This is a genomic window from Serratia plymuthica, from assembly GCF_018336935.1.
In the GTDB taxonomy this organism is placed as follows: domain Bacteria; phylum Pseudomonadota; class Gammaproteobacteria; order Enterobacterales; family Enterobacteriaceae; genus Serratia; species Serratia plymuthica_B.
Genome location: NZ_CP068771.1, coordinates 3,099,743 through 3,119,873, shown reverse-complemented (window position 1 = coordinate 3,119,873; position 20,131 = coordinate 3,099,743). Strand labels below are relative to the sequence as shown.

The window sequence follows — 20,131 nt, the reverse complement described above, 5'->3', positions numbered from 1 at the left end:
CTGCATACCGGGCGGGCGCGGCGTGCCACGCCCGGTTTACCGGCAACGGCAGAGAGTGCGAGAGGGAATGGACGGGAATTACTGCGCGCCGGAGCCGATCTCTTTATCCCAACGGCTGAGCAGCTCTTTGCGTTTTTCCGTGGCGCCGTAGGTTTTAAAGTCGTAGTCGATCAGTTTGATGTTCTCGAAGCGCGGTGCATACTCGGAGATAGCCGCTTCGCGGTTTGACGGCAACTGGAAGGATTTGGCGTCTTTCATGTGCGATTGCGCTTCGGCGCCGAGCGCCCAGTCGTACCACAGCTTGGCATTGGCAAGGTTACGCGCGCCTTTGACAATCGACATGGAGCCAATTTCAAACCCGGTCCCCTCGCAGGGCGCGATGGCTTTCACCGGGAAACCATCGACCTGCATCGCCACCGCATCGTGCATAAAGACGATGCCTATCGTCGTTTCGCCGCGTGCCGCCGCTTTAACCGGTGCGGAGCCTGATTTGGTGTATTGCGAGATATTGGCGTTGAGTTTTTTCAGGTAATCGAAAGCCTTGTCTTCCCCCATGATCTGCACCAGCGTGGCGAGGGTGTTGTAGGCAGTGCCGGATGAGTTCGGGTTGGCCATCTGGATCTCGCCCTTGTAGGCCGGATCCAGCAGATCGGCCCAGCAGGCGGGGACGTTGAGTTTTTTCTCCGCCAGCAGCTTGGTGTTGTAGCCCCAGCCCAGCGCACCGGCGTAGACGCCCACGGTGCGGTAGTCGGCACTCTCCGCCTGCTTGCGCGCCCAGTCGTGTTGTTGATCAAGCAGCGGCGATTTATAGGGCTGGGTCAAGCCCTCGTTGGCGGCCTGCATATGGGGATCGCCGGTGCCCGCCCACCAAATGTCGGTGCGCGGGTTTCGCGCTTCGGTTCGGATGCGCGCATAGGCTTCTCCGGCGGAGAGACGCACCATGCTGACGTTGACATCCGGGTGCTGTTTCTCGAAGAGCGTGGTCATCTGTTCGCAGACCACGACATCGGCGGAGCAGATCATATTCAGTTTTCCGGCGGCGTGGGCCGGCAGGGCCGAGAGCGCGGAGCCGGCGGCGAGGACCGCCATCAGGGTGACTCGATGCATGGTGTTCTCCTGGTTTTGTGTAGGGTGGCGATACGTTGTCGCCATTTTTTTTGCACGTGTGTGCAAATAACTAGAGGATAAAAATTGTGCTGTCAATTGCGATATAGAACAATTCAACCTATTCGTCACAAAAATGAAACAAATTTTCTGCGAAAAATTTGCACAGCTTTGCAAAGTGCGGCAAACTTTATCGGAACGGGTAACGGATGGATGTAACCATGGCGGCAGACAAGGCAATGATCAGTGCCAAAGACGTAGCGGAGCTGGCCGGGGTGTCCCGATCGGCGGTGTCGCGCACCTATACGCCCGGGGCCAGCGTCTCGACGGCGACCCGCGAAAGGGTGATGCGGGCGGCGGAACAACTGGGCTACCACGTTAATCATTTGGCGCGGGGGTTGGTGCGCAACCGCAGCGGCATTGTCTGCCTGATCGTGTCCGAACTGGCGACGCCTTACCGGGCCAGCCTGGTGCGATTGCTGACCCAGCATTTGCAGGAGGCGGGAAAAATCGCCATGTTGATTAACACCGATCGTTCCGACGACAGCGTGTCCCAGGCGTTGCAGCAGGCGATTAACTTCCGCGCAGATGCATCCTTTGTCCTCTCCGGCATGCCGGACAGCGCCATCGCCCGCCAGTGCCACCGGCACGGCCAGCGGCTGGTGCTGATTAACCGCAATGATGCGCTACCGGGTTCGCTCAGCATCAACCTGGATAACGAAGAGGCGGCCGGCATGGTGGTGATGGCGTTTGCCCGCGCCGGTTGCCGGCGGATCGCCTTTGCCAACTCGCTGGCGGGTACGCCAAGCCTGATGGCGCGCGAGCGCGGTTTTCTGGAGGCGGCGGAAACGGCGGGGCTGGCGGTGAGCGTCGAGCGTTTTGGCACCACCTCGTATGAGAGCGGACAAATTCTGGCGCACCGTCTGTTAACCCGTCGGGAGCGGCCTGATGCGGTGTTCTGCGTCACCGATCTGCTGGCTTGCGGTTTTATGGATGAGGCGCGCCATCGCTTTGCGCTGCGTATTCCGGAAGATCTTTGCGTGGCCGGGTACGATGATATTCCGCAGGCGGCGTGGTCATCCTACAACCTCACCACCTTTACCCAACCGGTGGAGCAGTTCGCCCGGGATGCGGTGGCGTGGCTGGTGGCGGAAGAGGAGAGCGAAGAGGTCATGGCGCCCGCGCTGGGGCAGGAAATACCGGGCGAAACGCGGATGTACCATGCCGACTTTATTTGGCGCGGCACCATTCGCGGCGGCTGAAAGCGGTGCGATGGCACCTGCCGCCCCTGCACCGGGCACCCAACCCGGTGTATGATGAGGGCCTTCCCACCGTGCCGCCACAGGAGAAAGACCCGTGAATCAGAGCCAGCGCGAACACATTGCCACGGTAATGGCCAGCCTCAGCAACAAGGCGCATTTACTGGCCCCGCGTTTACATGAACAGACTATTCGCGACTCCTGGCAGCGGTGCGTGGAACATCATGGCCTTGATCCCCGCCGCATGCAGGAAGCGCGTATCTTGCCGTGGCATGAGCTGCGGGAACACCGCCAGGAAATGGAAGAGTTTCGCCACATTGCCCATCACGGCCTGACGATGTTGTATCAGCAGATTGCCGCCGCCGGCTACGTGGTGCTGTTGACCGATGCGCGCGGCATCACCGTGGATTACCTGGGGGACGTCAATGCCGAAATCAGCTTGCGCCGTGCCGGGCTGTTCCTCGGGGCGCAGTGGACGGAAGCCTGCGCAGGCACCTGCGCCGTGGGCACCGCGCTGGCCACCGGCAAGGCGTTGACCGTGCATCAGGCCGATCATTTCGACGCCACCCATATCCCGCTGACCTGCACCGCCGTTCCCCTGTTCGATCCGCAGGGGCAGTTAAACGCCATTCTTGATATTTCCGCGCTCAGCTCGCCGCAACCAAAATCCAGCCAGCAGTTGGCGTTACAGCTCGCTAAAATTTATGCGCATCAGATTGAAAACGCCTGGTTTGAACATCGACATCGCGGCGATTGGGTGCTGAAACTCAGCCCGGCATCGTCGTTTGTCGAGGTCAGCCCGGATTTCCTGATCGCCTTCGATGCCGCCGGCAACGTGGTGGGGCATAACCACCGCGCCCAGCGCATGCTGGAAAATGAGCTGGGCATCGCCGCGCCGCCGGCGCACTGCCGCAGCACGCTGCTCGGCCGGCCGATTGAACAACTGTTTAATACTTCCATCGACAGTCTTCCCGATTGGCTGGCCAGCGCCAGTGGGCAGCAGGGGACGCTCGAACGCGTCCGCAGCGGGGAGAAACTGTACGTTACCGCCGTGCAGCCCGTTCGGCGTGCGCCACGTAAGGCCGCAGTCAGCCACGGCGCGTTACCTCCGGCGCTGGCCGCACTGAACGGCGGCGACGCTGCGTTGCAGCTTCAGCTCCAGCGCGCCGCCCGGCTGCTGGAGGCACCGCTGCACCTGATGGTTCACGGTGAAACCGGCTGCGGGAAAGAGTTTTTTGCCAAAGCCTTTCACCAGGCAAGCAACCGCCGCCATCGGGCGTTTGTGGCGGTGAACTGCGCGGCGATCCCGGCGGCGCTGATTGAGAGCGAACTGTTCGGCCATCTGCCCGGCAGTTTCTCCGGCGCAGGCAGCAAAGGGCGGCGCGGGCTGATCCAGGAAGCCGACGGCGGCACGCTGTTCCTTGATGAGATAGGCGACATGCCGCTGGAGATGCAGACCCGGTTGCTGCGGGTGTTGGCGGAGCAGGAGGTGCTGCCGGTGGGGGCCACGCGGCCGATATCGGTGGATATCCGCGTGATCTCCGCGTCGCACCACGCGCTGGATCAACTGGTGCAGGAAGGGCGTTTTCGTGCCGATCTGTTCTACCGTTTACAGGGGGCGCGTATCTCGCTGCCTGCGTTACGCCAGCGCAGCGACCTCGACTGGCTGGTGGATAAACTGCTGGCCGGTAAGGCGCAGCTCTCCGCCGCCGCGCGTCGCCGCCTGCAACAGCATCACTGGCCGGGTAACCTGCGAGAACTGAGCAATGCGCTGGATTACGCCGCCGCACTCTGCGATGGCGGCCGCATCGAGGTCACCGATCTGCCGGAAGGGTTGACGGCGGCGATCCCCGCCGGCCCGCTGCCGGTGGTTAACGCCGAAGCCGATGCGGCGCTGCCGCCGGAGGCACGGCTGTTGGTTCAGTATCTGCGTGCCGCCCGCTGGAACCACAGCGCCGTTGCTCGGCAAATGGGCATCAGCCGGATGACGCTCTATCGCCGTATGCAGCGCTTTGGCATTCAGTCGCCGGTGCATGACTAACTCCGTCTTATATGAGGGGGACCAAGGTAGATGATGAAGGATGTTTCCCAGGCTACCACCGTCAACGGCGGCCGGTTTTCATTGCCGCCATCGCGGCTGATGTTTTTCCCGGACCCTACGCAGGCCGAAGCCGGCCTGTTTGCCCGCGCGGCCGCCGGAGAGGCGGTGGCACAGCTGTGGCACTCGCCGCTGTCATTGGTGGTGCCGGGCAGCTATAAGCGTTTTGCCGCGCTGGAATCGGCGCGCCAACAGTTTGCCGCAGACGGGTGCCCGGTGTTTTTGCGTAAGTCCGGCGGTGGGCTGGTGCCGCAGGGGCCTGGCATCGTGAATATCAGCCTGGCATACCCGCTAGCGCGCAGTCTGGGTGAGGCGGCGGACGAGGTGTATGAGCATCTGTGCGCCATTCTCCGCAGTGCGCTGGCCGAACGGGGCGTGGTAGCGCATTGGCAGGCGGTGGAAGGATCGTTCTGCGACGGGCGTTTCAATCTTGCCTGCGGCGATGGGGAGGCGGCGCGTAAAATCGCCGGCACCGCCCAATATTGGCGGCCGGTAGCGAATCAACCCACCGACGAGGCGCGACGGCATGTGGTGCTGGCCCATGCGGCGCTGTTGGTGGATTGTGATTTGGCGGCGGCGCACCGGTATGCCAATCAGTTTGAGGCGGCATTGGGCAGCGGGCGGTATTATCAGGCGGAGAAAACCGTTAGCGTGGCGCAAATGGCTTCGGGCGTTACCCAGGAGTTACGCGACGAGATAGTCGATGCGCTGCGGGCGGCGATCCTGCGTTCCCCGGCACCGTTGTAGCCTTGCGTATCGATCTTAGATGGCGGACCGAGGGTCCGCCATTTCGTCATATCTGCGATACATTTTACTGCGGTGGACGCACCAGGATTTTAACCTGTTGCTTTTCTTTCACCAGCGCTTCAAAACCCTGCTCCACCAAATCAGCCAGTTCGATACGCTTGGTCACCAGTTTGTCGGCCTGGAAGTAGCCCTGGGTCATCAGATCCATCACCGCCGGGAAAATATGGCGATAAGCGATAATCCCTTTGACCGAACGTTCGCTGAGCACCACTTTATTCGGATGGAATGCCGCTTCGCCTTCCCAGATGGAGACGATAATCGTCTCGCCTTCGTAGCGAGTGCTGTCGATACACTGTTTTAGCACTACCGGCACGCCGGTCACTTCAAACGCCACGTCAACGCCACCCGCGCTCAGCTCGCGTATTGTGGCGACGGCATCGTCTTTGCTGGGATCGATAACCACTTTCGCCCCCAGTTCACGCGCTTTTTCCGCCCGCTGAGGTGACAGCTCGACCACATAAATTTCTGCCGCACCGGCCGCGCGCAGTGCTTCAATCACCAGCAGGCCGATGGGGCCGGCACCGAAGACGGCCGCTTTATCCCCGGCTTTCAACTTGCTCATCCGCACCGCATGAAGGGCTACCGCCGCAGGCTCTACCAGCGCACCTTGCTCATAGCTGAGCGCGTCGGGCATGCGGTGTACCATATGCTCGTCCACCATGGTAAAGGAAGAGAAGCCGCCGCCACCGCCGGACAGACCGTGGAAACCCAGATCGGCGCACAGATTATATTTGCCTTCGCGGCAGGCTTCGCACTGCCGACAAGCCAGAATAGGCTCGACGACCACGCGGTCGCCGGCTTTGAATTTCGTCACGCCGCGCCCCACGTCCACCACTTCACCGGAAAACTCATGACCCATGACGATAGGCGCGATGTCATGGCTCAGCTTGTGAGGTTTGCCTACCGGGGCAAAAATCGGTCCGGCGAGGTATTCGTGCAGATCGCTGCCGCAAATCCCGGTCCAGGCTACCTTGATTTTCACCTTACCGGCGGAAACCTGAGGTTCTTCAATATCATCAATACGGATGTCGCGCGCCTGATACCAACGAGCTGCTTTCATCATCTTTCCTCTGAAATTAATCATAAACCTGCCCTGGCGGCCGATACGTCGGTGGCCGGGGCAGAGACTCAACGCAGGAGATTGCGAAAAGCGTGCCAATGTGGCGATGCAGGGAAAAGCGATGTTGTTTCAGTGGGTTGTTTCATTTCTGTTAAAGGTGTTACTCATCACCGTCGAGTGATGAGACACCTGTAACAGATACGGGTGTAACAGGGGGGCACAAGCCTGTGCGGGCGGGCTCACTAATGAGGCACAGGTTTTTTCTGACTCATTCGTTCATCAGAATCCTTGTTCTTTTGTCATGCGTCACATGCCGCCGTCGCTGCTGTCACCGTTATCACCGCCGGATGCGCCATTGTCTGCGTCGTCCCCAGTGGCGTTGCCAACGGCCGCGCCATTCCCTTCGTTACTCCCGTTGGCGCGGGTGTTCGTGCGTTCGTGATGTTTATGCTGCGGGCCCGGCGTTGCTCCGGCACCGTCTCCACCGTTCCCGCCATTGCCGCCGCCGGGGGCACCGTCTCCACCGTTCCCGCCATTGCCGCCGCCGGGGGCACCGTCGCCCCCTTTACCTCCGTCCTGACAGCCTGAGCCAAGGATGCCGTTTTTACCGTTCTGGCCATTAGGGGAGTTGCCATGCCCGTTTTGGCCGTTTTGGCTTTCGCAGGCGGATAACTGCGTGGGGAGCGAGGTTCTGGCCTGACTTGATTGCGGTATGGAAAGGAGAACACCGGAAGAAAAGGGGATAAGAAATAATAAATTTCGTAGTTTCAACATAGACATTTCATCCTTGTCATTGATAGCCACCCCAATGGGAGAGGGCCAACGGATACTCGTGTACCATCCTGCTTCGGCCATCGATGGCCGTCAATAAATGAAGGGTCAATGGAAAGCCTGTCACTCCAGCCCCCCGGCACGGCAATGTGGAGCTTAGCGGCTGGCGGGCGGTGATAAATCTTGCTGCAAGGGCTGGGTTTTCGGTCGATGCGCGCAGACGAAGGGAAGGAGGGAACCCCGTGCCCGAGAAGCAAAAAAGCGCGCTATGGACCCCTGCGCACTTAAGCCATAGGGCGATCAGGTCCTGCAACCTGGTGCAGCCTCGAAAATTACAGGTATAATCCCACAAATTATTCAACGGGTTTAGAAGCGAAGATGACAAAACTCACCTTGCAAGAGCAGATGCTGAAAGCGGGATTAGTGACCAGCAAAAAAATGGCCAAAGTCCAAAAAACGGCTAAAAAATCACGCGTGCAGGCGCGTGAGGCAAGAGAGGCTGTGGAAGAAAATAAAAAAGCGCAGCTCGAGCGTGATAAACAGCTCAGCGAACAACAAAAACAAGCGGCTCTATCTAAAGAGTATAAGGCTCAGGTGAAGCAGCTCATTGAAATGAACCGAATCGACATCTCAAGAGGCGATATTGGTTTTAATTTCACGGATAACAATTTAATTAAAAAAATAATGGTGGATAAGCTGACTCAAGCCCAGCTGATTAGTGGTCGCCTCGCCATTGCTCGTTTGGTGGTTGATAACGGTGGTCGGAGTGAATACGCGATTATCCCCGCGAGCGTAGCCGATAAAATTGCGCAGCGGGATGCGAACAGTATCGTATTAAATAGTGCGCTTAGTCAGGAAGAGCAAGATGAAGAAGATCCGTATGCCGATTTTAAAGTGCCCGATGATTTGATGTGGTGATTAGCGCTTTTCGCTTTCAGAACGGGCTGGCATGACGGGCGTTGATCCGTTCTCCGCCAATGGGATGAACGAAGTGCAGCTCACTGGCGTGCAACATCAGCCGCGGGGTCCGTTCGGTGCCTGGCAACAGGCGGCCGCCATACAGGTCGCAGCCCAAAATAGGGTGGCCCAACAACTGGCAATGGACGCGGAGTTGATGAGTACGCCCGGTTTCCGGGGTGAGCCGTACCCGCGTCAGTGGCAGTAACGTCCCGTCTTCCAACTCATGATAAAAGCGCTCGACGACCCGATAACCGGAGCGTGCGGGCTTGCCGTGGATTGCGCAAATCGACATCAGCGGGAACAGCGCCGGGTCTTTGGCAATCGCGGCGTCTATCACCCCTTCGTCGTCGTCCAGATGCCCGCAGAGCAGTGCGCTGTACACTTTGGTCACTGTACGTTGGCTAAACTGTTGGCAGAGGGCGGCATTGATGGCCTTATTGCGGGCGATCACCATCAGCCCGGAAGTGCCGAAATCCAGGCGGTGGACCAGGGTGCAGCCAGGAAATATCTCTACCAGCCGATGATGCACCGAATCCAGATTTTGCGGATTTTTCCCCGAGAGGCTGAGCAGCCCGGCGGGTTTATTGATCAGTACCAGACTTTCGTCCTGATAGAGATTCTCGATCTGGTCATGGCACGGCGGGGCGATAAAGGTATCGATAATCTTGGACATCAGGCTACCCGGATGAAGAGTGGGAGCGGATAATAACGAATTTTAAACCGGCTGGCGAATCCACGCCGGCCGATCTTCGCGAGCTTTGCTTAGGTTACTCGCCGCCGGTACTCTGATGATGGGGTAATCAATTCAGGAGAACACGAGATGTCTGACCATCCCACACTTGCTCTTATTGGCCCGGGCGCTATCGGGACCACCATCGCCGCTGTACTGCATGAAGTTGACCGAACGCCAGTCCTTTGCGGGCGTACCGCGCATCCGCAGTTAATTTTACGTCACGATGAGGGTGAAATCGTGGTGCCAGGCCCGGTATTGAGCGATCCGGCGGCTATCAACCGCCCGTTCGATCTGGTCTTTGTCGCGGTGAAAACCACCCAGATAACTGACAGCGCCAACTGGCTGGCCGCGCTGTGCGATGAAAACACTCTGGTATGCGCACTGCAAAATGGCGTCGAGCAGGAAAGCCTGCTGGAACCCTACGTCAATGGTGCAAAGGTGCTGCCTTCGGTAGTGTGGTTCCCGGCGCAGCGCGAGCCGGATGCCTCCGTCTGGCTGCGCGCCAAACCGCGTCTTACGCTGCCGGATGTACCCGAGGCAAAACGAATAGCCGATGTGCTCAAAGGCACGGGCTGCGCGGTTGAGCTGTCAACCGACTTTATCTCCATCGCCTGGCGCAAACTGTTGCAGAACGCGGTCGCGGGTTTGATGGTGCTGGCTAATCGCCGCGCCGGGATGTTCACGCGGGGGGATATCACTGAACTGGCTCTGGCTTATTTGCGCGAGTGTCTGACCGTAGCGCGCGCAAAGGGGGCGTTACTGAGCGATAAGGTCCCGCAGGAGATCGTTGACGGTTTTCATCATGCCCCTGCGGATTTAAGCACCTCCATCCTCGCCGACCGCCAGGCAAATCGCCCACTGGAGTGGGATATCCGCAACGGAGTGATACAGCGTTATGGGCGCTTGCAGGGGATTCCCACGCCCATCAGCGACGTGTTGGTACCGCTGCTGGCGGCAGGAAGCGAGGGGCCGGGGTGAATTTTATATTTCCTAACGGCAAGCGGTGACTATTGATGTTTTGAACACTATCAACGATATCCATGTCTTTATCTGTTAAATATGTAGCTAATACAATGCTATGGTTGCCATATATTGGAAATCGCTGTCAGCGCTTTCGCGTCAGGCAGGGCTGGCATCCTCCACGCTGGCAAATGCGCTCACCCGCCGTTGGTCCAAAGGCGAAAATTGATTGCTGAAGCGTTAGATGTTGTACCTGAAAAAATCTGGCCTTCACGCATTATTACGCTAAGGAAAGCACAATGAATCTGATGAATAATTGTGCATCGCCTGCTGTGGATGTTATATTAAAATATAATATTCGGAGGTGCTCTATGTATACAACTCGCCTGAAAAAGGTCGGTGGATCCGTCATGCTGGCGGTTCCTCCCGCGGTGTTGAAAACGCTGGCGCTGTCGACGGACAGCGAAGTGGGTATGACCATTGATAATGGCTGCCTGATTATTGAACCCCAGAAACGGCCCCGTTATTCGCTTGAGGAACTGTTGGCGCAGTGCGAGCCGCACGCCGAAATGAGCGAAGAAGATCGGGAATGGATTGATGCGCCCGCGATGGGCAAGGAGATCCTGTAAATGGACAGGGGGGAAATCTGGCTCGTTTCACTGGATCCGATAGCCGGTCATGAGCAAAGTGGAAAACGTCCGGTACTTATCGTTTCTCCAGCATCGTTTAACCAGTTGACCCGGCAACCCGTTGTTGTTCCCGTCACCAGCGGCGGAAACTTTGTTCGCACAGCGGGTTTTGCCGTCTCACTGGACGACTCGGGAACAAAAACAACGGGCGTTATTCGCTGCGACCAGCCCAGAACCATTGATATGGGAGCCCGGTGCGGTAGGCGACTGGAACGTATACCCGACGCTGTCGTGAATGAAGTGCTGGCCCGACTGGAAGCCATTCTGAGCTGATGTCTGGATGTGATTGATAAATGCATAAAAGCAAAAAGCCCGCTTAAGTTTCCTTAAGCGGGCTTCTCTAATATGGCTCCTCTGACTGGACTCGAACCAGTGACATACGGATTAACAGTCCGCCGTTCTACCGACTGAACTACAGAGGAATCGTGTGAACGGGGCGCATCATATCCAGCCACCCTGAGTGTGTCAACGCTAAATTCGCCGATTCGGTGCGACTGCTCAGTATGCGAGCAATGCGCGGTCGCTTATGGCGTTTCTGCGCCGCTCTCGGCTTGCCAACGCTGCAAGCGCGCCAAGGTATCTTGTTTATAGAAACGGCAAAAATGCTGATATAGCACCGGAAAACGCTGGGCCAGCAGTTCGGGCGCACTGAAAAAATACTCCGACAGCACGGCAAAACATTCGGCGGGATCGGTGGCGGCATAGGCGTCCATACTGGCGGCCTCTTCGCCGACCATGTCGATCTCGTCTTGCAGGTTTTCCATTGCGGCGTGCAGATCATGCTCCCAGGCGGCAATATCGCGCAGCGGGATCGGCGGTATCCCGGTGGCGCTGCCGCCGTTGCGCATATCCAGCTTGTGTACCGCCTCGTGGATCACCAGGTTAAAGCCGGAGAGATCGAAAGAGTCCTGCACGTCTTGCCAGTTGAGTACAATCGGCCCCTGTTCCCAGCTCTGGCCGGACTGCACCACCGGCCCGGAATGCACCAGGCCGATGTCGTCCTGCCATTCATCCTCCACCACAAACGGCGAAGGGTAGAGCAGGATCTCATTGAAGCCGTCCAGGTATTCCGCTCCCAGTTCGAGCACCGGCAGGGCGAACATCAGGGCGATACGCGCCTGCATTTGCGACGTGAGCTCAAGCCCCTGCAGCGGGACGATGCGCTTTTGCTGCAAAATCTGCCCGGCAACGACGATCAGGCGCTGTTGTTCCTGCTCATTTAGCGGAGAGAGCAGGGGAATTGCCAGCGCGTCCTGCCACTGGGCAAGCGTTTCCGCTTGTGGTTGTTGCGTTTTCCACGGCCATTTAATCATCGCGTTGCTCGTAAAGTGGTCACTTGAACGTTCGGCTGGAGGCTAACTCTGTAAAAATGCCGCAAAAAGGGGCATGATGACAAGCACTATCAGGAGAGATGCCGGAGCGGCTGAACGGACCAGTCTCGAAAACTGGAGTAGGGGCAACTCTACCGGGGGTTCAAATCCCCCTCTCTCCGCCATTATTCAATCACTTACAACAGATTTTATCTGTGATCCACGCCTCACATACCCCATCGTGAAAATATAACTGCCGTGATCGACCTTGCCCTGACCTTATCGGCTTAACGTCTTATAACCTCATTTGGCCTGAACAAAACCGCTTCTTTTTATCCTGAATGAAAATGCCCAGGCGATGACAAGGAAGGCGCACTGGAACAGGAAAAAGGGGGCAAGCCATTGGTTATTGAGATAAACGTAGTAGCCATTGTGGATGACGTCGACGGTGATGAGGGCTAATGTGGCCGGCAGCCCAACCTTGGGTTTGACGATCAGAAAATAGGCCACCAGCGGATCCAGCAGGGTCAGGCTGCCCCAAAAAAGGCGGCTGGCCAGGAAAGCCTGTTCACCGTAACCGTAATCCCAGAGAAAACCAAACTTCACGTCGGCGATAACGTGATTGAGGGTCGCTATGATTAAGCACAGTGCCAGAAAACACCGCATTAAGGTGGCGTTTAGCATGGGTTTGATGTTCTTGATACGTTAACCACTTTCATTGAGCCTCCCTGGTTTTCAGCCATCATGACACGCCGGTTATGTGATTTTCAATCAGCGTTCTGAAGCGCAGTCATTCGACATTCTCCGAGGTATAGAGAATAAAATCGACCTTGCCGTCGGCATAAGTGTGGGGCTGGATGCTCTGTTCGAGGTGCCGCAAAATCAGGTCGATCGCCAGTGGGCGTGCAGTAGTCCCAGCTAGGATTCTTGAACACGTTGATAACTCTGCGCTCAAACACCTCTCCTTTGCTCCGATGGAGTTGTTCAAAAGTACTGAGGATGTTGGCTTCGCTGACGGTGAGGATATTCTCTTTTTCCAGGCTGTTGTGCCACTCAGCTTGAGCCTGCCCGCACAACGAACCGGCACCAGGCGCCGGCAAAGCCGTGGCGCTGCCGCAACGTATTCTTTCTAATAGGGAATGATGGATTGTCTTTATATTGTTGTTTTTAATTATATTTGTGGGGTTCTTTAAGAATTTTCTTATCTCATGCGCTATGCTAATATCGCTCTGTTTGGCAGGGGCTAATTAGTTTATAGCGCAGGGAATTATGAGATACATAATTAATAATGATATTAAATATCATGAAGATAGATCTGAGTTAGTCTCACTGCATGACGACATCCCGCCGATTGTGCTGACGGCCACGCTGAACCGCCTGCTTTCTACTCTGGTGCGTAACAACAATCTGGTGCTTTCCCGCGAAACGTTGCTGATGCAGGTGTGGGAGGCGCATGGGCAGGTCGCTTCCGGTAATAACCTCAACAACACTATTTCGATCTTGCGCAAAGCATTTTCTTCGCTCGGTGAGGAGGAGATTATCGTCACCCTGCCGCGGCAGGGGTTTATGTTTACCGCTACCGAACTGCACACGACGGACAGTGTGGCGGAAAACCTGATAACGCAGGAGACGGCGCAGCAGCCGGTTGAATCGAGTACGGAACGGCCTATTACGGTGCCGGGCCGAGGGTTTAAATTTGCTGCCGTTACGTTGGCGTTGGTGGCATTGGTCAGCAGTGTATGGGCATGGTGGGATACGGGCTACTCCCCCGTCAGCACGATGCCGGTGGGGAAAATCGGCAACTGTGAAGTTCGGTTCGTCTCTACCTACCATAAGCCGGGGCCGAGGGATGTCGATTTGGCGCATCTGAAAACGATGCTGGAACAGCGGAACCACATCAACTGCAGTGAGCCAGGCACGCTGTTTTATTACGATAGCCTTTCGATAACACCTAATACCACGGGGCGGGTCAGAGTTTCTTATTTCTACTACTGCCCACAGGATCAGATGAAATCAGGCAAGGTGCAATGCGAGAATTTTCATGAAAACAGTGGGTTATAATTTTTTACGTCGTTACCGCTATGCTCTGTTGGCGAGCTTGGCATTGCTGGGCACCATTGCCGCCTTTTACTCGTTGTTGTTAAAACCTCAGATCCCAGAATGCCGGGCGGTTGTATGGGCAACGAATCAGTTGGAAGGTGAAACTATGCGGCGTGCGTTGTTGATTAGCGTCGTACCGGATGGGGCCCGGCGTGCCAATCTGATAATAAATGGCAGCTTCTTTGTCGGGGATGCCAGATACAACATTGATCGGGTCGTGGTGGCGGATTATCAGCGGCAGGATAACAACTACATCTTCACTATGGTGGCGAACAACAGAAGGCCACAGGACACGTTGAAATTGCCGGCGCTGAATCGGCGTTTACCCATGGTGGGCCAGCAGTACCATTTGCGTATTGAGCGGATAGACAGCCGACATTTTCTGTTTGTCAGCAATGCGGAACCGTTATTTGTCTGTACCGTGGCGTCGTAATCACCGGGGTTCCCTTGATCAACCGTGATGATCAAGGGAACCAATAACACGTTTACACCTGGTTTGGATAAAGGAAAAAAGATTAAGACTCGTTGTGATCTTTGTAATTATTGATACATGGATTACGGGTATCACGTGGGCAGAATGTTATTTGCTCCTCATAGCGTTGTGAGCTCTCGTTAAGAATATTATTGTAGTAATAGACATCTGCCCGCTGTTGGCAGCTGAGGCCCGCCTGCTTAATCATACGCTTAACCTTTTCTATATTTCCACTGCCCAACGTCATGCTATAAATTTTGCAGTGCTGATAGTTACCCAACGGATAAACATTGATACGCGTGCTGTTCTGGTATAATACGATCGCGGCAAACGGCACTAAGCAAGTGGCGGCGATCATAATTAATCGCTGTATAGCGTGCCACATGCTGGTGTCGCTCTTTTGGGGGGGCGGTGTGAAGATAATTTCCGGTTCACATCTCTCCCCGTCGGACGATATCTCCTGATTAACATTTACTTCATGAATGTTTTTGGCGCTGAATTTGAACCCCTGTCGGGGATAAGTGATGATAATTTCCTCCGCTCCGCATTGTGCCAGCGACTTGCGCAATCCTGAAACATAGTTGTTCAAGTTATTGTTTGACGCTTTTAACCCATGCTCAACCCAAACCTCATTAAGCAACCTTTCACGTAGCAACAGCTTATTATTATTCCTGATAAATAAGGAAAGCAGGCGACTGGCAGGCTTAAGTAAAGCTATTTTATTATTGGCATCGTCGATACGCGCCAACATACCTTCCTCCTCGTGATAGAGGATGCTGTCATTTATACAATAAATCATTTTATTTACCCATCAACCTTCCTGTCGAGAGATTATTCTGAGACCTGCTTAGGCTTTTTTCAATCCTTGTTGGACGGTGTAAATAAGATTTTTCTCTATATTGTTATATATGATGTGAGATTTTTATTAAATGCCAAGTTTTTTAAAATAAAAATTGATAATTAATTTATACATTTTAGATTTAAAATCTATTTATTTCATATTTACATCATAAAAATCCTGTGTTTTTGTATTTTTTCGACATAACATTTTATTTTTCCGTTTGAGAGGGTAAATTTGTTCCCACTGAAACGGAGCGATAAACGTTACGTCTCAGCGACCACAAGAAACGTGACTGGTATTAAAACGGTGGCGTTGAATGTTGAAGTTAAAGTGATGACTTATAAATTGGATTGAATCCTCTTCTTGCTAAGGAATGTAAGGGCTTTATATGAAACTGAATAAAATTATGCTGGCTGCTGTAATGGCAATGGGTGTTTCTTCTTTCGCTAACGCGGCAAATCAGGGTAGCGGTTCCGTAACCTTCACCGGTGAAATTATCGATGCGCCATGTTCTATTGCCCCTGGCAATATCGATCAAACCGTTCCTCTGGGCCAGATTTCCAACCTGGGCCTGAAAGATGGTCGTGAGTCGCTCGTGAAGGAAGACTTCTCGATCAAATTGGAAGATTGTACTGCAGCAACGGCACAAACCGTGAAAACCACCTTTACCGGTGAGCCGGGCGGCGCTACCGGTACTGACAAAAAAATGGTCGCTTTTGGCAGCGGCAGCACCGCTAAAGGCGCCAGCATCGTTATTACCGATTCTAACGCTAGCAATGCTGTGGTTGAGCTGGGTAAAGCGACTGCCGGTCAGGTTATCGCCATCGGTGATACCGAAGCTGAGCTGAAATTCCAGGCCTTCCTGAAAGGTAATGGTGGCGCTCTGGATACCATCGTTCCAGGTGCGTTCACCAGCGTTGTTAACTTCGCTCTGAACTATCAATAAGTCATATTCGTAAACTTATTCAGCATGCGGGTGACCGCATGCTTTTTAAAATGGAACCTTATTGCCAGGAATGCGTATATGTTTCGGAAAGCCCAGGTCTTAGTGGCCCCTTCCTTGTTGATCACGTTTTTTATTACCCAGCCATCGGCTGCGCAGAGTTCTGTGATTGGGTGGGGAAAGGTCAATATGGAAGGTGCCATTGTCAATGCTGCTTGTGCTATTGAAGCCGCGAGCCGCGATCAAACTATTGATATGCAAACATTGCCGGTAGAACAAATTGCCCGGGAGGGCCATGGCCTGACCAAAGCATTCAGTTTGCGGTTATTAAATTGCAGTGTGTCAGACGTGGGGGGAATACAACCTGGCCGCCAACATTTCCAAATGATATTTGACGGCCGGGCCGATAATGGATTATTCGGGGTGACGGGAGAGGCAAAAGGAATTGCATTACGCCTTTCAGACAGCATAGGTAATGTTATTTACCCAGGTTTAGCCATGCCAATAGATGGCACAGTAATAAAAGAGAGCTACGTAAACTATTCCATGCAACTGGTGGCTAATCGCCAGGTATTGCGTGCCGGGGATTATAGAACCGCTATCCGTTTTAAATTGAATTACTACTGATTATAAATAAGTTAAAGGCTGGCGGAACGATGAAATCGAACGCGAATAACTCAAAGACACCTTCATTAAGCCTGCTGGGCATGTGTGTTGCTTTGGCGATAGGCAGCGTCCCTTTTCAATTGCAGGCGAGTGATGAGGTGCAGTTTAACATTGACGTGTTAGAGCTCAATGACAGAAAAAACATCGACCTGAGCCAGTTTTCTCGCGGCGGTTTCATCATGCCGGGGAACTATGTCATGTCGGTGAGCCTGAACGCGCAGGTGTTACCTGAAGAACCTATTGCATTCTATGCACCGGAAAATGATGCCAAAGGCAGCCTGGCTTGTATCTCGCCTGCGCTGGTTGAAAAGCTCGGGTTTAAGTCAGATGCCTTGGCAAAGTTGCGGTGGTGGCACGACGAACAGTGTCTGGATCTCACCAGCCTTAATGGCCTGGAAGCAAAAGGCGATCTGGCGACGTCCACTCTGTATTTGAACGTTCCGCAGGCCTACCTGGAGTATTCATCACCGGATTGGGATCCCCCTTCACGCTGGGATGAGGGCATTCCGGGTTTGTTGCTGGATTACAACCTGAATTCACAGGTGCAACGCACCCAACAAAATGGCCAACAGTCCTACAGCCTCAGCGGGAACGGAACGACGGGGGCCAATCTGGGGGCCTGGCGTTTGCGCGCTGACTGGCAGATGAACATCAATCATCAAACCGGTTCCGGTTTATCGACGCAGCAAGATTTCGACTGGAGCCGGTACTACGCGTTCCGCGCGTTGCCAGGCTGGGGCGCCCGGCTGAGCCTGGGTGAGGATTATCTGACGACGGATATCTTCGACAGCTTCCGTTATACCGGTTTCAGCGTGAGTTCGGATGACAACATGCTACCGCCTAACCTGCGCGGCTACGCGCCGGAGGTGACGGGGATTGCCAAAAGCAACGCCAAAGTCGTCATTAGTCAGTTGGGGCGCGTGCTGTATGAAACCCGGGTCGCGGCGGGTCCATTCCGCATCCAGGACATTAATGACTCGATCAACGGGCAGTTGGATGTCCGGGTGGAAGAGCAAGACGGCAGCGTGCAGGAGTTTAAAGTCGATACCGCCAATATTCCTTATCTGACACGGCCCGGCACGGTACGTTACAAATTTTCCGGTGGCAAGCCTTCGGACTGGAATCACCATGTCAATGGCCCTCTGTTCGCCACCGGTGAATTCTCTTGGGGGGTGAGCAATGGGTGGTCGCTGTACGGCGGGGCCTTGGCGGGCGGGGATTACAAGGCCTTATCTATGGGGATAGGCCGTGATCTGCTGGCATTCGGAGCGCTGTCGTTCGACTCCACGCAATCGCGAGCGGAATTGCCTCAGCAGGGCGGCACTAAAAGCGGGGGTTCATACCGGGTCAGCTATTCCAAGAGTTTTGACGAGTACGACAGCCAAATTACCTTCGCCGGCTATCGTTTCTCTGAGCAGAATTTTATGACGATGAGTGAATACCTTGATACCCGCAATGGGGATAGCCGCCTCGGGAAAAGCCGAGAAATGTATACCATCACGTTGAATAAACAATTTCGTGATTTGGGGGTAAGCGCTTATCTCAATTATAGCCATCAGACTTATTGGGATCAGCCCGTGAACGATCGCTACAACCTGGCGCTCTCCCGCTATTTCGATGTGGGGCCAATGAAAAATATCAGCGCGTCGATCACGGCATTTCGAAATAAATATCAGGGGACCAATGACGATGGCATGTATTTGTCCTTCACCGTGCCGTGGGGGATGAACTCCAACGTCAGTTACAGCAGCGCGTGGAACCGTAATGAAAACACGCAGCGTGTGGGGTATTACGAACGGTTGGACGAACACAATAACTATCAGTTGAGCACCGGTCTTTCGCGCCAGGGAGGTTCAGCCAGCGGTTTCTATACCCATGAGGGTGATAACGCGCGCCTCAGTGCCAACGCCAGTTATCAGGGGGGCGGCTACTCGTCCATGGGGCTCTCCCTGCAAGGCGGGATGACGGCCACGGCTAAGGGCGCGGCGCTGCACCGGAATAGCATTTATGGCGGAACGCGTCTGTTGCTGGATACCGAAGGCGTGGCCGATGTGCCGGTTCGCGGATTTGGTGCCACCTCGCGCACCAATCGGTTCGGCAAGGCGGTGGTTGCAGATATCAACAGCTACTACCGCAGCAAGGCGAGTATCGATCTCAACGCCCTGCCTGATAACGCGGATGCCACGCAGTCGGTGGTGCAGGCGACGCTGACCGAAGGGGCGATTGGCTATCGGCGCTTCAACGTGATTTCCGGGCAAAAGGCGATGGCGGTGATCCGCCTGGCCGACGGTAGCGCACCGCCATTTGGCGCACTGGTCTACAACAACAGGCGGCAACAAACCGGCATGGTCAATGATGATGGCAGCGTGTATCTGAGCGGCATTCAACCCGATACGGAGATGACGGTGAATTGGGACGGCAAGGCGCAATGCCGGATCTTATTGCCGAAGATACGCACGGATATCGCGCTGAGCAACCTGCTGTTGCCATGCCGGGAGAATACCGAGGCGAGGGCGGAGTAAGCCGCCACGCCCATGACCATTTCAGTAAGAACAAGTGTGATGAGACGGAACAATTTTATGAAAAATAACATGGTAAAAGCATTCACAGTGGCTGGCGTGCTGTCGGCAACGGTATTGAGCAGCCAGGCCCAGGCCGCTATCGCGCTGGACCGTACCCGCGTGATTTTTAACGGTGCGGAGAAATCGGTAAGCCTGAATATCAGCAACAAGAATACCCAGTTGCCGTATCTGGCGCAGGGCTGGTTGGAAGATGCCGAGGGCAAGAAGATTACCAGTCCGCTGGTGGTCTTGCCGCCGGTGCAGCGCCTGGAGCCAGGCACGCAGAGCCAAATAAAAGTGCAGGCGACGCCAGCCATCAATCTGTTGGCTCAGGATCGCGAAACCCTGTTCTATTTCAACCTGCGAGAAATACCGCCGAAAAGCGAGAAAGCTAACACCTTGCAAATCGCCTTGCAGACGCGCATCAAGCTGTTCTACCGCCCGGCGGCGATTACGCCAGACAAAGGCAGCGTCTTTGCGCCGTGGCAGGAGAAGTTAACGCTGACTCGTCAGGGGGCGGGTTTCCAGGTGAATAATCCTACGCCTTATTACATCACGCTGGTCGATGCCAGCAGCAGCAAAAAGGGAAAAACGGCGCAGGGCTTTGAACCGTTGATGGTGCCGCCGAAGGGAAGCATCGCGCTGGGGGCCTCTGGGCTGGGTAATGCGCCAGTGCTGACCTACATCAATGATTACGGCGGTCGCCCGACGTTGACATTCAAATGCGGCGCCAGTGATTGCCAGGTTGTGCCAGACGCCAAAGGGTAACCGAAACCGGTGGCCTGTTTATCGGTTGC

At 55.1% G+C, this 20,131-nt stretch carries 20 protein-coding genes, 2 tRNA genes and 3 pseudogenes; 16 read left to right on the top strand and 9 right to left on the bottom strand.

The window, feature by feature from the left end; translation table 11 throughout:
- Positions 1 to 78: 78 nt before the first annotated feature.
- Positions 79 to 1,107 carry an ABC transporter substrate-binding protein gene (locus tag JK621_RS14545; protein WP_212556614.1) on the bottom strand — a complete coding sequence of 343 codons (1,029 nt, stop codon included), beginning with the start codon at positions 1,105 to 1,107 and terminating at the stop codon, positions 79 to 81.
- A gap of 206 nt (positions 1,108 to 1,313) precedes the next feature.
- On the opposite strand from JK621_RS14545, the gene JK621_RS14540 reads away from it, so the two are divergent.
- From JK621_RS14540 to JK621_RS14530, 3 genes are all read left to right on the top strand, one after another.
- Positions 1,314 to 2,366, top strand: coding sequence for a LacI family DNA-binding transcriptional regulator (locus tag JK621_RS14540; RefSeq protein ID WP_432761913.1), 1,053 nt, complete (start codon positions 1,314 to 1,316; stop codon positions 2,364 to 2,366).
- Between the two features lie 94 nt (positions 2,367 to 2,460).
- Positions 2,461 to 4,404, top strand: coding sequence for a sigma-54-dependent Fis family transcriptional regulator (locus tag JK621_RS14535; RefSeq protein WP_212556613.1), 1,944 nt, complete (start codon positions 2,461 to 2,463; stop codon positions 4,402 to 4,404).
- A gap of 30 nt (positions 4,405 to 4,434) precedes the next feature.
- Positions 4,435 to 5,208 carry a lipoyl protein ligase domain-containing protein gene (locus tag JK621_RS14530; protein ID WP_212556612.1) on the top strand — a complete coding sequence of 258 codons (774 nt, stop codon included), beginning with the start codon at positions 4,435 to 4,437 and terminating at the stop codon, positions 5,206 to 5,208.
- Positions 5,209 to 5,272: 64 nt separating this feature from the next.
- On the opposite strand, the gene JK621_RS14525 is transcribed toward JK621_RS14530, so the two are convergent.
- A complete protein-coding gene (locus JK621_RS14525) occupies positions 5,273 to 6,328 on the bottom strand; it encodes a 2,3-butanediol dehydrogenase (protein WP_004946469.1) in 1,056 nt (351 codons plus the stop codon).
- Between the two features lie 288 nt (positions 6,329 to 6,616).
- Between JK621_RS14525 and JK621_RS14520 the strand changes: the two genes are divergently transcribed.
- Both JK621_RS14520 and JK621_RS14515 read left to right on the top strand, forming a co-directional pair.
- A complete protein-coding gene (locus JK621_RS14520) occupies positions 6,617 to 6,916 on the top strand; it encodes a hypothetical protein (protein WP_212556611.1) in 300 nt (99 codons plus the stop codon).
- A gap of 561 nt (positions 6,917 to 7,477) precedes the next feature.
- A complete protein-coding gene (locus JK621_RS14515; protein WP_212556610.1) occupies positions 7,478 to 8,017 on the top strand; it encodes a DUF2058 domain-containing protein in 540 nt (179 codons plus the stop codon).
- Positions 8,018 to 8,033: 16 nt separating this feature from the next.
- Here JK621_RS14515 and JK621_RS14510 read toward each other — a convergent pair whose 3' ends face one another.
- A complete protein-coding gene (locus JK621_RS14510; protein ID WP_212556609.1) occupies positions 8,034 to 8,732 on the bottom strand; it encodes an RluA family pseudouridine synthase in 699 nt (232 codons plus the stop codon).
- A 147-nt stretch (positions 8,733 to 8,879) separates the two neighbouring features.
- Between JK621_RS14510 and JK621_RS14505 the strand changes: the two genes are divergently transcribed.
- The 4 genes and pseudogenes from JK621_RS14505 (at position 8,880) to JK621_RS14490 (ending at position 10,714) form a co-directional block, all read left to right on the top strand.
- A complete protein-coding gene (locus JK621_RS14505) occupies positions 8,880 to 9,770 on the top strand; it encodes an oxidoreductase (RefSeq protein WP_212556608.1) in 891 nt (296 codons plus the stop codon).
- A gap of 100 nt (positions 9,771 to 9,870) precedes the next feature.
- A pseudogene (locus tag JK621_RS14500) lies at positions 9,871 to 10,055 on the top strand (helix-turn-helix domain-containing protein).
- Positions 10,056 to 10,123: 68 nt separating this feature from the next.
- Complete coding sequence (locus JK621_RS14495) at positions 10,124 to 10,381, top strand: AbrB/MazE/SpoVT family DNA-binding domain-containing protein (protein WP_212556607.1); 258 nt, start codon at positions 10,124 to 10,126, stop codon at positions 10,379 to 10,381.
- Positions 10,382 to 10,714 carry a type II toxin-antitoxin system PemK/MazF family toxin gene (locus JK621_RS14490; RefSeq protein ID WP_212556606.1) on the top strand — a complete coding sequence of 111 codons (333 nt, stop codon included), beginning with the start codon at positions 10,382 to 10,384 and terminating at the stop codon, positions 10,712 to 10,714.
- Positions 10,715 to 10,787: 73 nt separating this feature from the next.
- On the opposite strand, the gene JK621_RS14485 is transcribed toward JK621_RS14490, so the two are convergent.
- Positions 10,788 to 10,863: transfer RNA gene (locus JK621_RS14485), tRNA-Asn, on the bottom strand.
- A 102-nt stretch (positions 10,864 to 10,965) separates the two neighbouring features.
- On the bottom strand, positions 10,966 to 11,754 hold the full coding sequence (gene mtfA, locus JK621_RS14480) for a DgsA anti-repressor MtfA (protein ID WP_212556605.1): 789 nt from the start codon (positions 11,752 to 11,754) through the stop codon (positions 10,966 to 10,968).
- A gap of 92 nt (positions 11,755 to 11,846) precedes the next feature.
- Here mtfA and JK621_RS14475 point away from each other — a divergent pair.
- Positions 11,847 to 11,936 (top strand) — tRNA-Ser (locus JK621_RS14475).
- Between the two features lie 118 nt (positions 11,937 to 12,054).
- Here the strand turns inward: JK621_RS14475 and JK621_RS14470 are convergent.
- The 3 genes and pseudogenes from JK621_RS14470 to JK621_RS25390 all read right to left on the bottom strand — a co-directional run.
- Positions 12,055 to 12,435, bottom strand: coding sequence for a hypothetical protein (locus tag JK621_RS14470; RefSeq protein WP_212556604.1), 381 nt, complete (start codon positions 12,433 to 12,435; stop codon positions 12,055 to 12,057).
- Positions 12,436 to 12,541: 106 nt separating this feature from the next.
- Positions 12,542 to 12,649 (bottom strand): annotated as a pseudogene (locus JK621_RS25395) (transcriptional regulator); the annotation flags it as partial.
- 4 nt (positions 12,650 to 12,653) lie between these two features.
- Positions 12,654 to 12,818 (bottom strand): annotated as a pseudogene (locus JK621_RS25390) (DUF4942 domain-containing protein); the annotation flags it as partial.
- 202 nt (positions 12,819 to 13,020) lie between these two features.
- On the opposite strand from JK621_RS25390, the gene JK621_RS14460 reads away from it, so the two are divergent.
- Together JK621_RS14460 and JK621_RS14455 are read left to right on the top strand one after the other, a co-directional pair.
- Positions 13,021 to 13,812: a winged helix-turn-helix domain-containing protein gene (locus tag JK621_RS14460; protein ID WP_212556603.1), complete on the top strand. Its 792-nt coding sequence runs from the start codon at positions 13,021 to 13,023 to the stop codon at positions 13,810 to 13,812.
- Positions 13,793 to 14,284: a hypothetical protein gene (locus JK621_RS14455; protein WP_212556602.1), complete on the top strand. Its 492-nt coding sequence runs from the start codon at positions 13,793 to 13,795 to the stop codon at positions 14,282 to 14,284. The genes JK621_RS14460 and JK621_RS14455 overlap by 20 nt, the downstream gene beginning before the upstream one ends.
- Positions 14,285 to 14,366: 82 nt before the next feature.
- Here the strand turns inward: JK621_RS14455 and JK621_RS14450 are convergent, their stop codons facing one another.
- Positions 14,367 to 15,074: a winged helix-turn-helix domain-containing protein gene (locus JK621_RS14450; protein ID WP_249337073.1), complete on the bottom strand. Its 708-nt coding sequence runs from the start codon at positions 15,072 to 15,074 to the stop codon at positions 14,367 to 14,369.
- 478 nt (positions 15,075 to 15,552) lie between these two features.
- On the opposite strand from JK621_RS14450, the gene JK621_RS14445 reads away from it, so the two are divergent.
- The 4 genes from JK621_RS14445 to JK621_RS14430 all read left to right on the top strand — a co-directional run bounded on the left by JK621_RS14445 (position 15,553) and on the right by JK621_RS14430 (position 20,102).
- On the top strand, positions 15,553 to 16,110 hold the full coding sequence (locus JK621_RS14445; protein WP_212556600.1) for a fimbrial protein: 558 nt from the start codon (positions 15,553 to 15,555) through the stop codon (positions 16,108 to 16,110).
- Positions 16,111 to 16,188: 78 nt separating this feature from the next.
- On the top strand, positions 16,189 to 16,734 hold the full coding sequence (locus JK621_RS14440; protein ID WP_212556599.1) for a fimbrial protein: 546 nt from the start codon (positions 16,189 to 16,191) through the stop codon (positions 16,732 to 16,734).
- Between the two features lie 29 nt (positions 16,735 to 16,763).
- A complete protein-coding gene (locus JK621_RS14435) occupies positions 16,764 to 19,295 on the top strand; it encodes an outer membrane usher protein (protein ID WP_212556598.1) in 2,532 nt (843 codons plus the stop codon).
- A gap of 57 nt (positions 19,296 to 19,352) precedes the next feature.
- The gene (locus JK621_RS14430; protein WP_212556597.1) at positions 19,353 to 20,102 is read left to right on the top strand and encodes a fimbria/pilus periplasmic chaperone; all 750 of its coding nucleotides are present in this window, start codon (positions 19,353 to 19,355) and stop codon (positions 20,100 to 20,102) included.
- The last annotated feature ends 29 nt before the right edge of the window (positions 20,103 to 20,131 follow it).

What these genes read in the sequence shown, in the direction of transcription:
- JK621_RS14495 (WP_212556607.1), top strand. Translation starts at nt 10,124, where the DNA reads ATGTATACAACTCGCCTGAAAAAGGTCGGTGGATCCGTCATGCTGGCG.
- JK621_RS14505 (WP_212556608.1), top strand. Translation starts at nt 8,880, where the DNA reads ATGTCTGACCATCCCACACTTGCTCTTATTGGCCCGGGCGCTATCGGG.
- JK621_RS14445 (WP_212556600.1), top strand. Translation starts at nt 15,553, where the DNA reads ATGAAACTGAATAAAATTATGCTGGCTGCTGTAATGGCAATGGGTGTT.
- JK621_RS14450 (WP_249337073.1), bottom strand. Translation starts at nt 15,074, where the DNA reads ATGTTGGCGCGTATCGACGATGCCAATAATAAAATAGCTTTACTTAAG.
- JK621_RS14490 (WP_212556606.1), top strand. Translation starts at nt 10,382, where the DNA reads ATGGACAGGGGGGAAATCTGGCTCGTTTCACTGGATCCGATAGCCGGT.
- JK621_RS14470 (WP_212556604.1), bottom strand. Translation starts at nt 12,435, where the DNA reads ATGCTAAACGCCACCTTAATGCGGTGTTTTCTGGCACTGTGCTTAATC.
- JK621_RS14435 (WP_212556598.1), top strand. Translation starts at nt 16,764, where the DNA reads ATGAAATCGAACGCGAATAACTCAAAGACACCTTCATTAAGCCTGCTG.
- JK621_RS14430 (WP_212556597.1), top strand. Translation starts at nt 19,353, where the DNA reads ATGAAAAATAACATGGTAAAAGCATTCACAGTGGCTGGCGTGCTGTCG.
- JK621_RS14515 (WP_212556610.1), top strand. Translation starts at nt 7,478, where the DNA reads ATGACAAAACTCACCTTGCAAGAGCAGATGCTGAAAGCGGGATTAGTG.
- JK621_RS14455 (WP_212556602.1), top strand. Translation starts at nt 13,793, where the DNA reads ATGAAAACAGTGGGTTATAATTTTTTACGTCGTTACCGCTATGCTCTG.
- JK621_RS14525 (WP_004946469.1), bottom strand. Translation starts at nt 6,328, where the DNA reads ATGAAAGCAGCTCGTTGGTATCAGGCGCGCGACATCCGTATTGATGAT.
- JK621_RS14460 (WP_212556603.1), top strand. Translation starts at nt 13,021, where the DNA reads ATGAGATACATAATTAATAATGATATTAAATATCATGAAGATAGATCT.
- JK621_RS14530 (WP_212556612.1), top strand. Translation starts at nt 4,435, where the DNA reads ATGATGAAGGATGTTTCCCAGGCTACCACCGTCAACGGCGGCCGGTTT.
- mtfA (WP_212556605.1), bottom strand. Translation starts at nt 11,754, where the DNA reads ATGATTAAATGGCCGTGGAAAACGCAACAACCACAAGCGGAAACGCTT.
- JK621_RS14540 (WP_432761913.1), top strand. Translation starts at nt 1,314, where the DNA reads ATGGATGTAACCATGGCGGCAGACAAGGCAATGATCAGTGCCAAAGAC.
- JK621_RS14510 (WP_212556609.1), bottom strand. Translation starts at nt 8,732, where the DNA reads ATGTCCAAGATTATCGATACCTTTATCGCCCCGCCGTGCCATGACCAG.
- JK621_RS14440 (WP_212556599.1), top strand. Translation starts at nt 16,189, where the DNA reads ATGTTTCGGAAAGCCCAGGTCTTAGTGGCCCCTTCCTTGTTGATCACG.
- JK621_RS14545 (WP_212556614.1), bottom strand. Translation starts at nt 1,107, where the DNA reads ATGCATCGAGTCACCCTGATGGCGGTCCTCGCCGCCGGCTCCGCGCTC.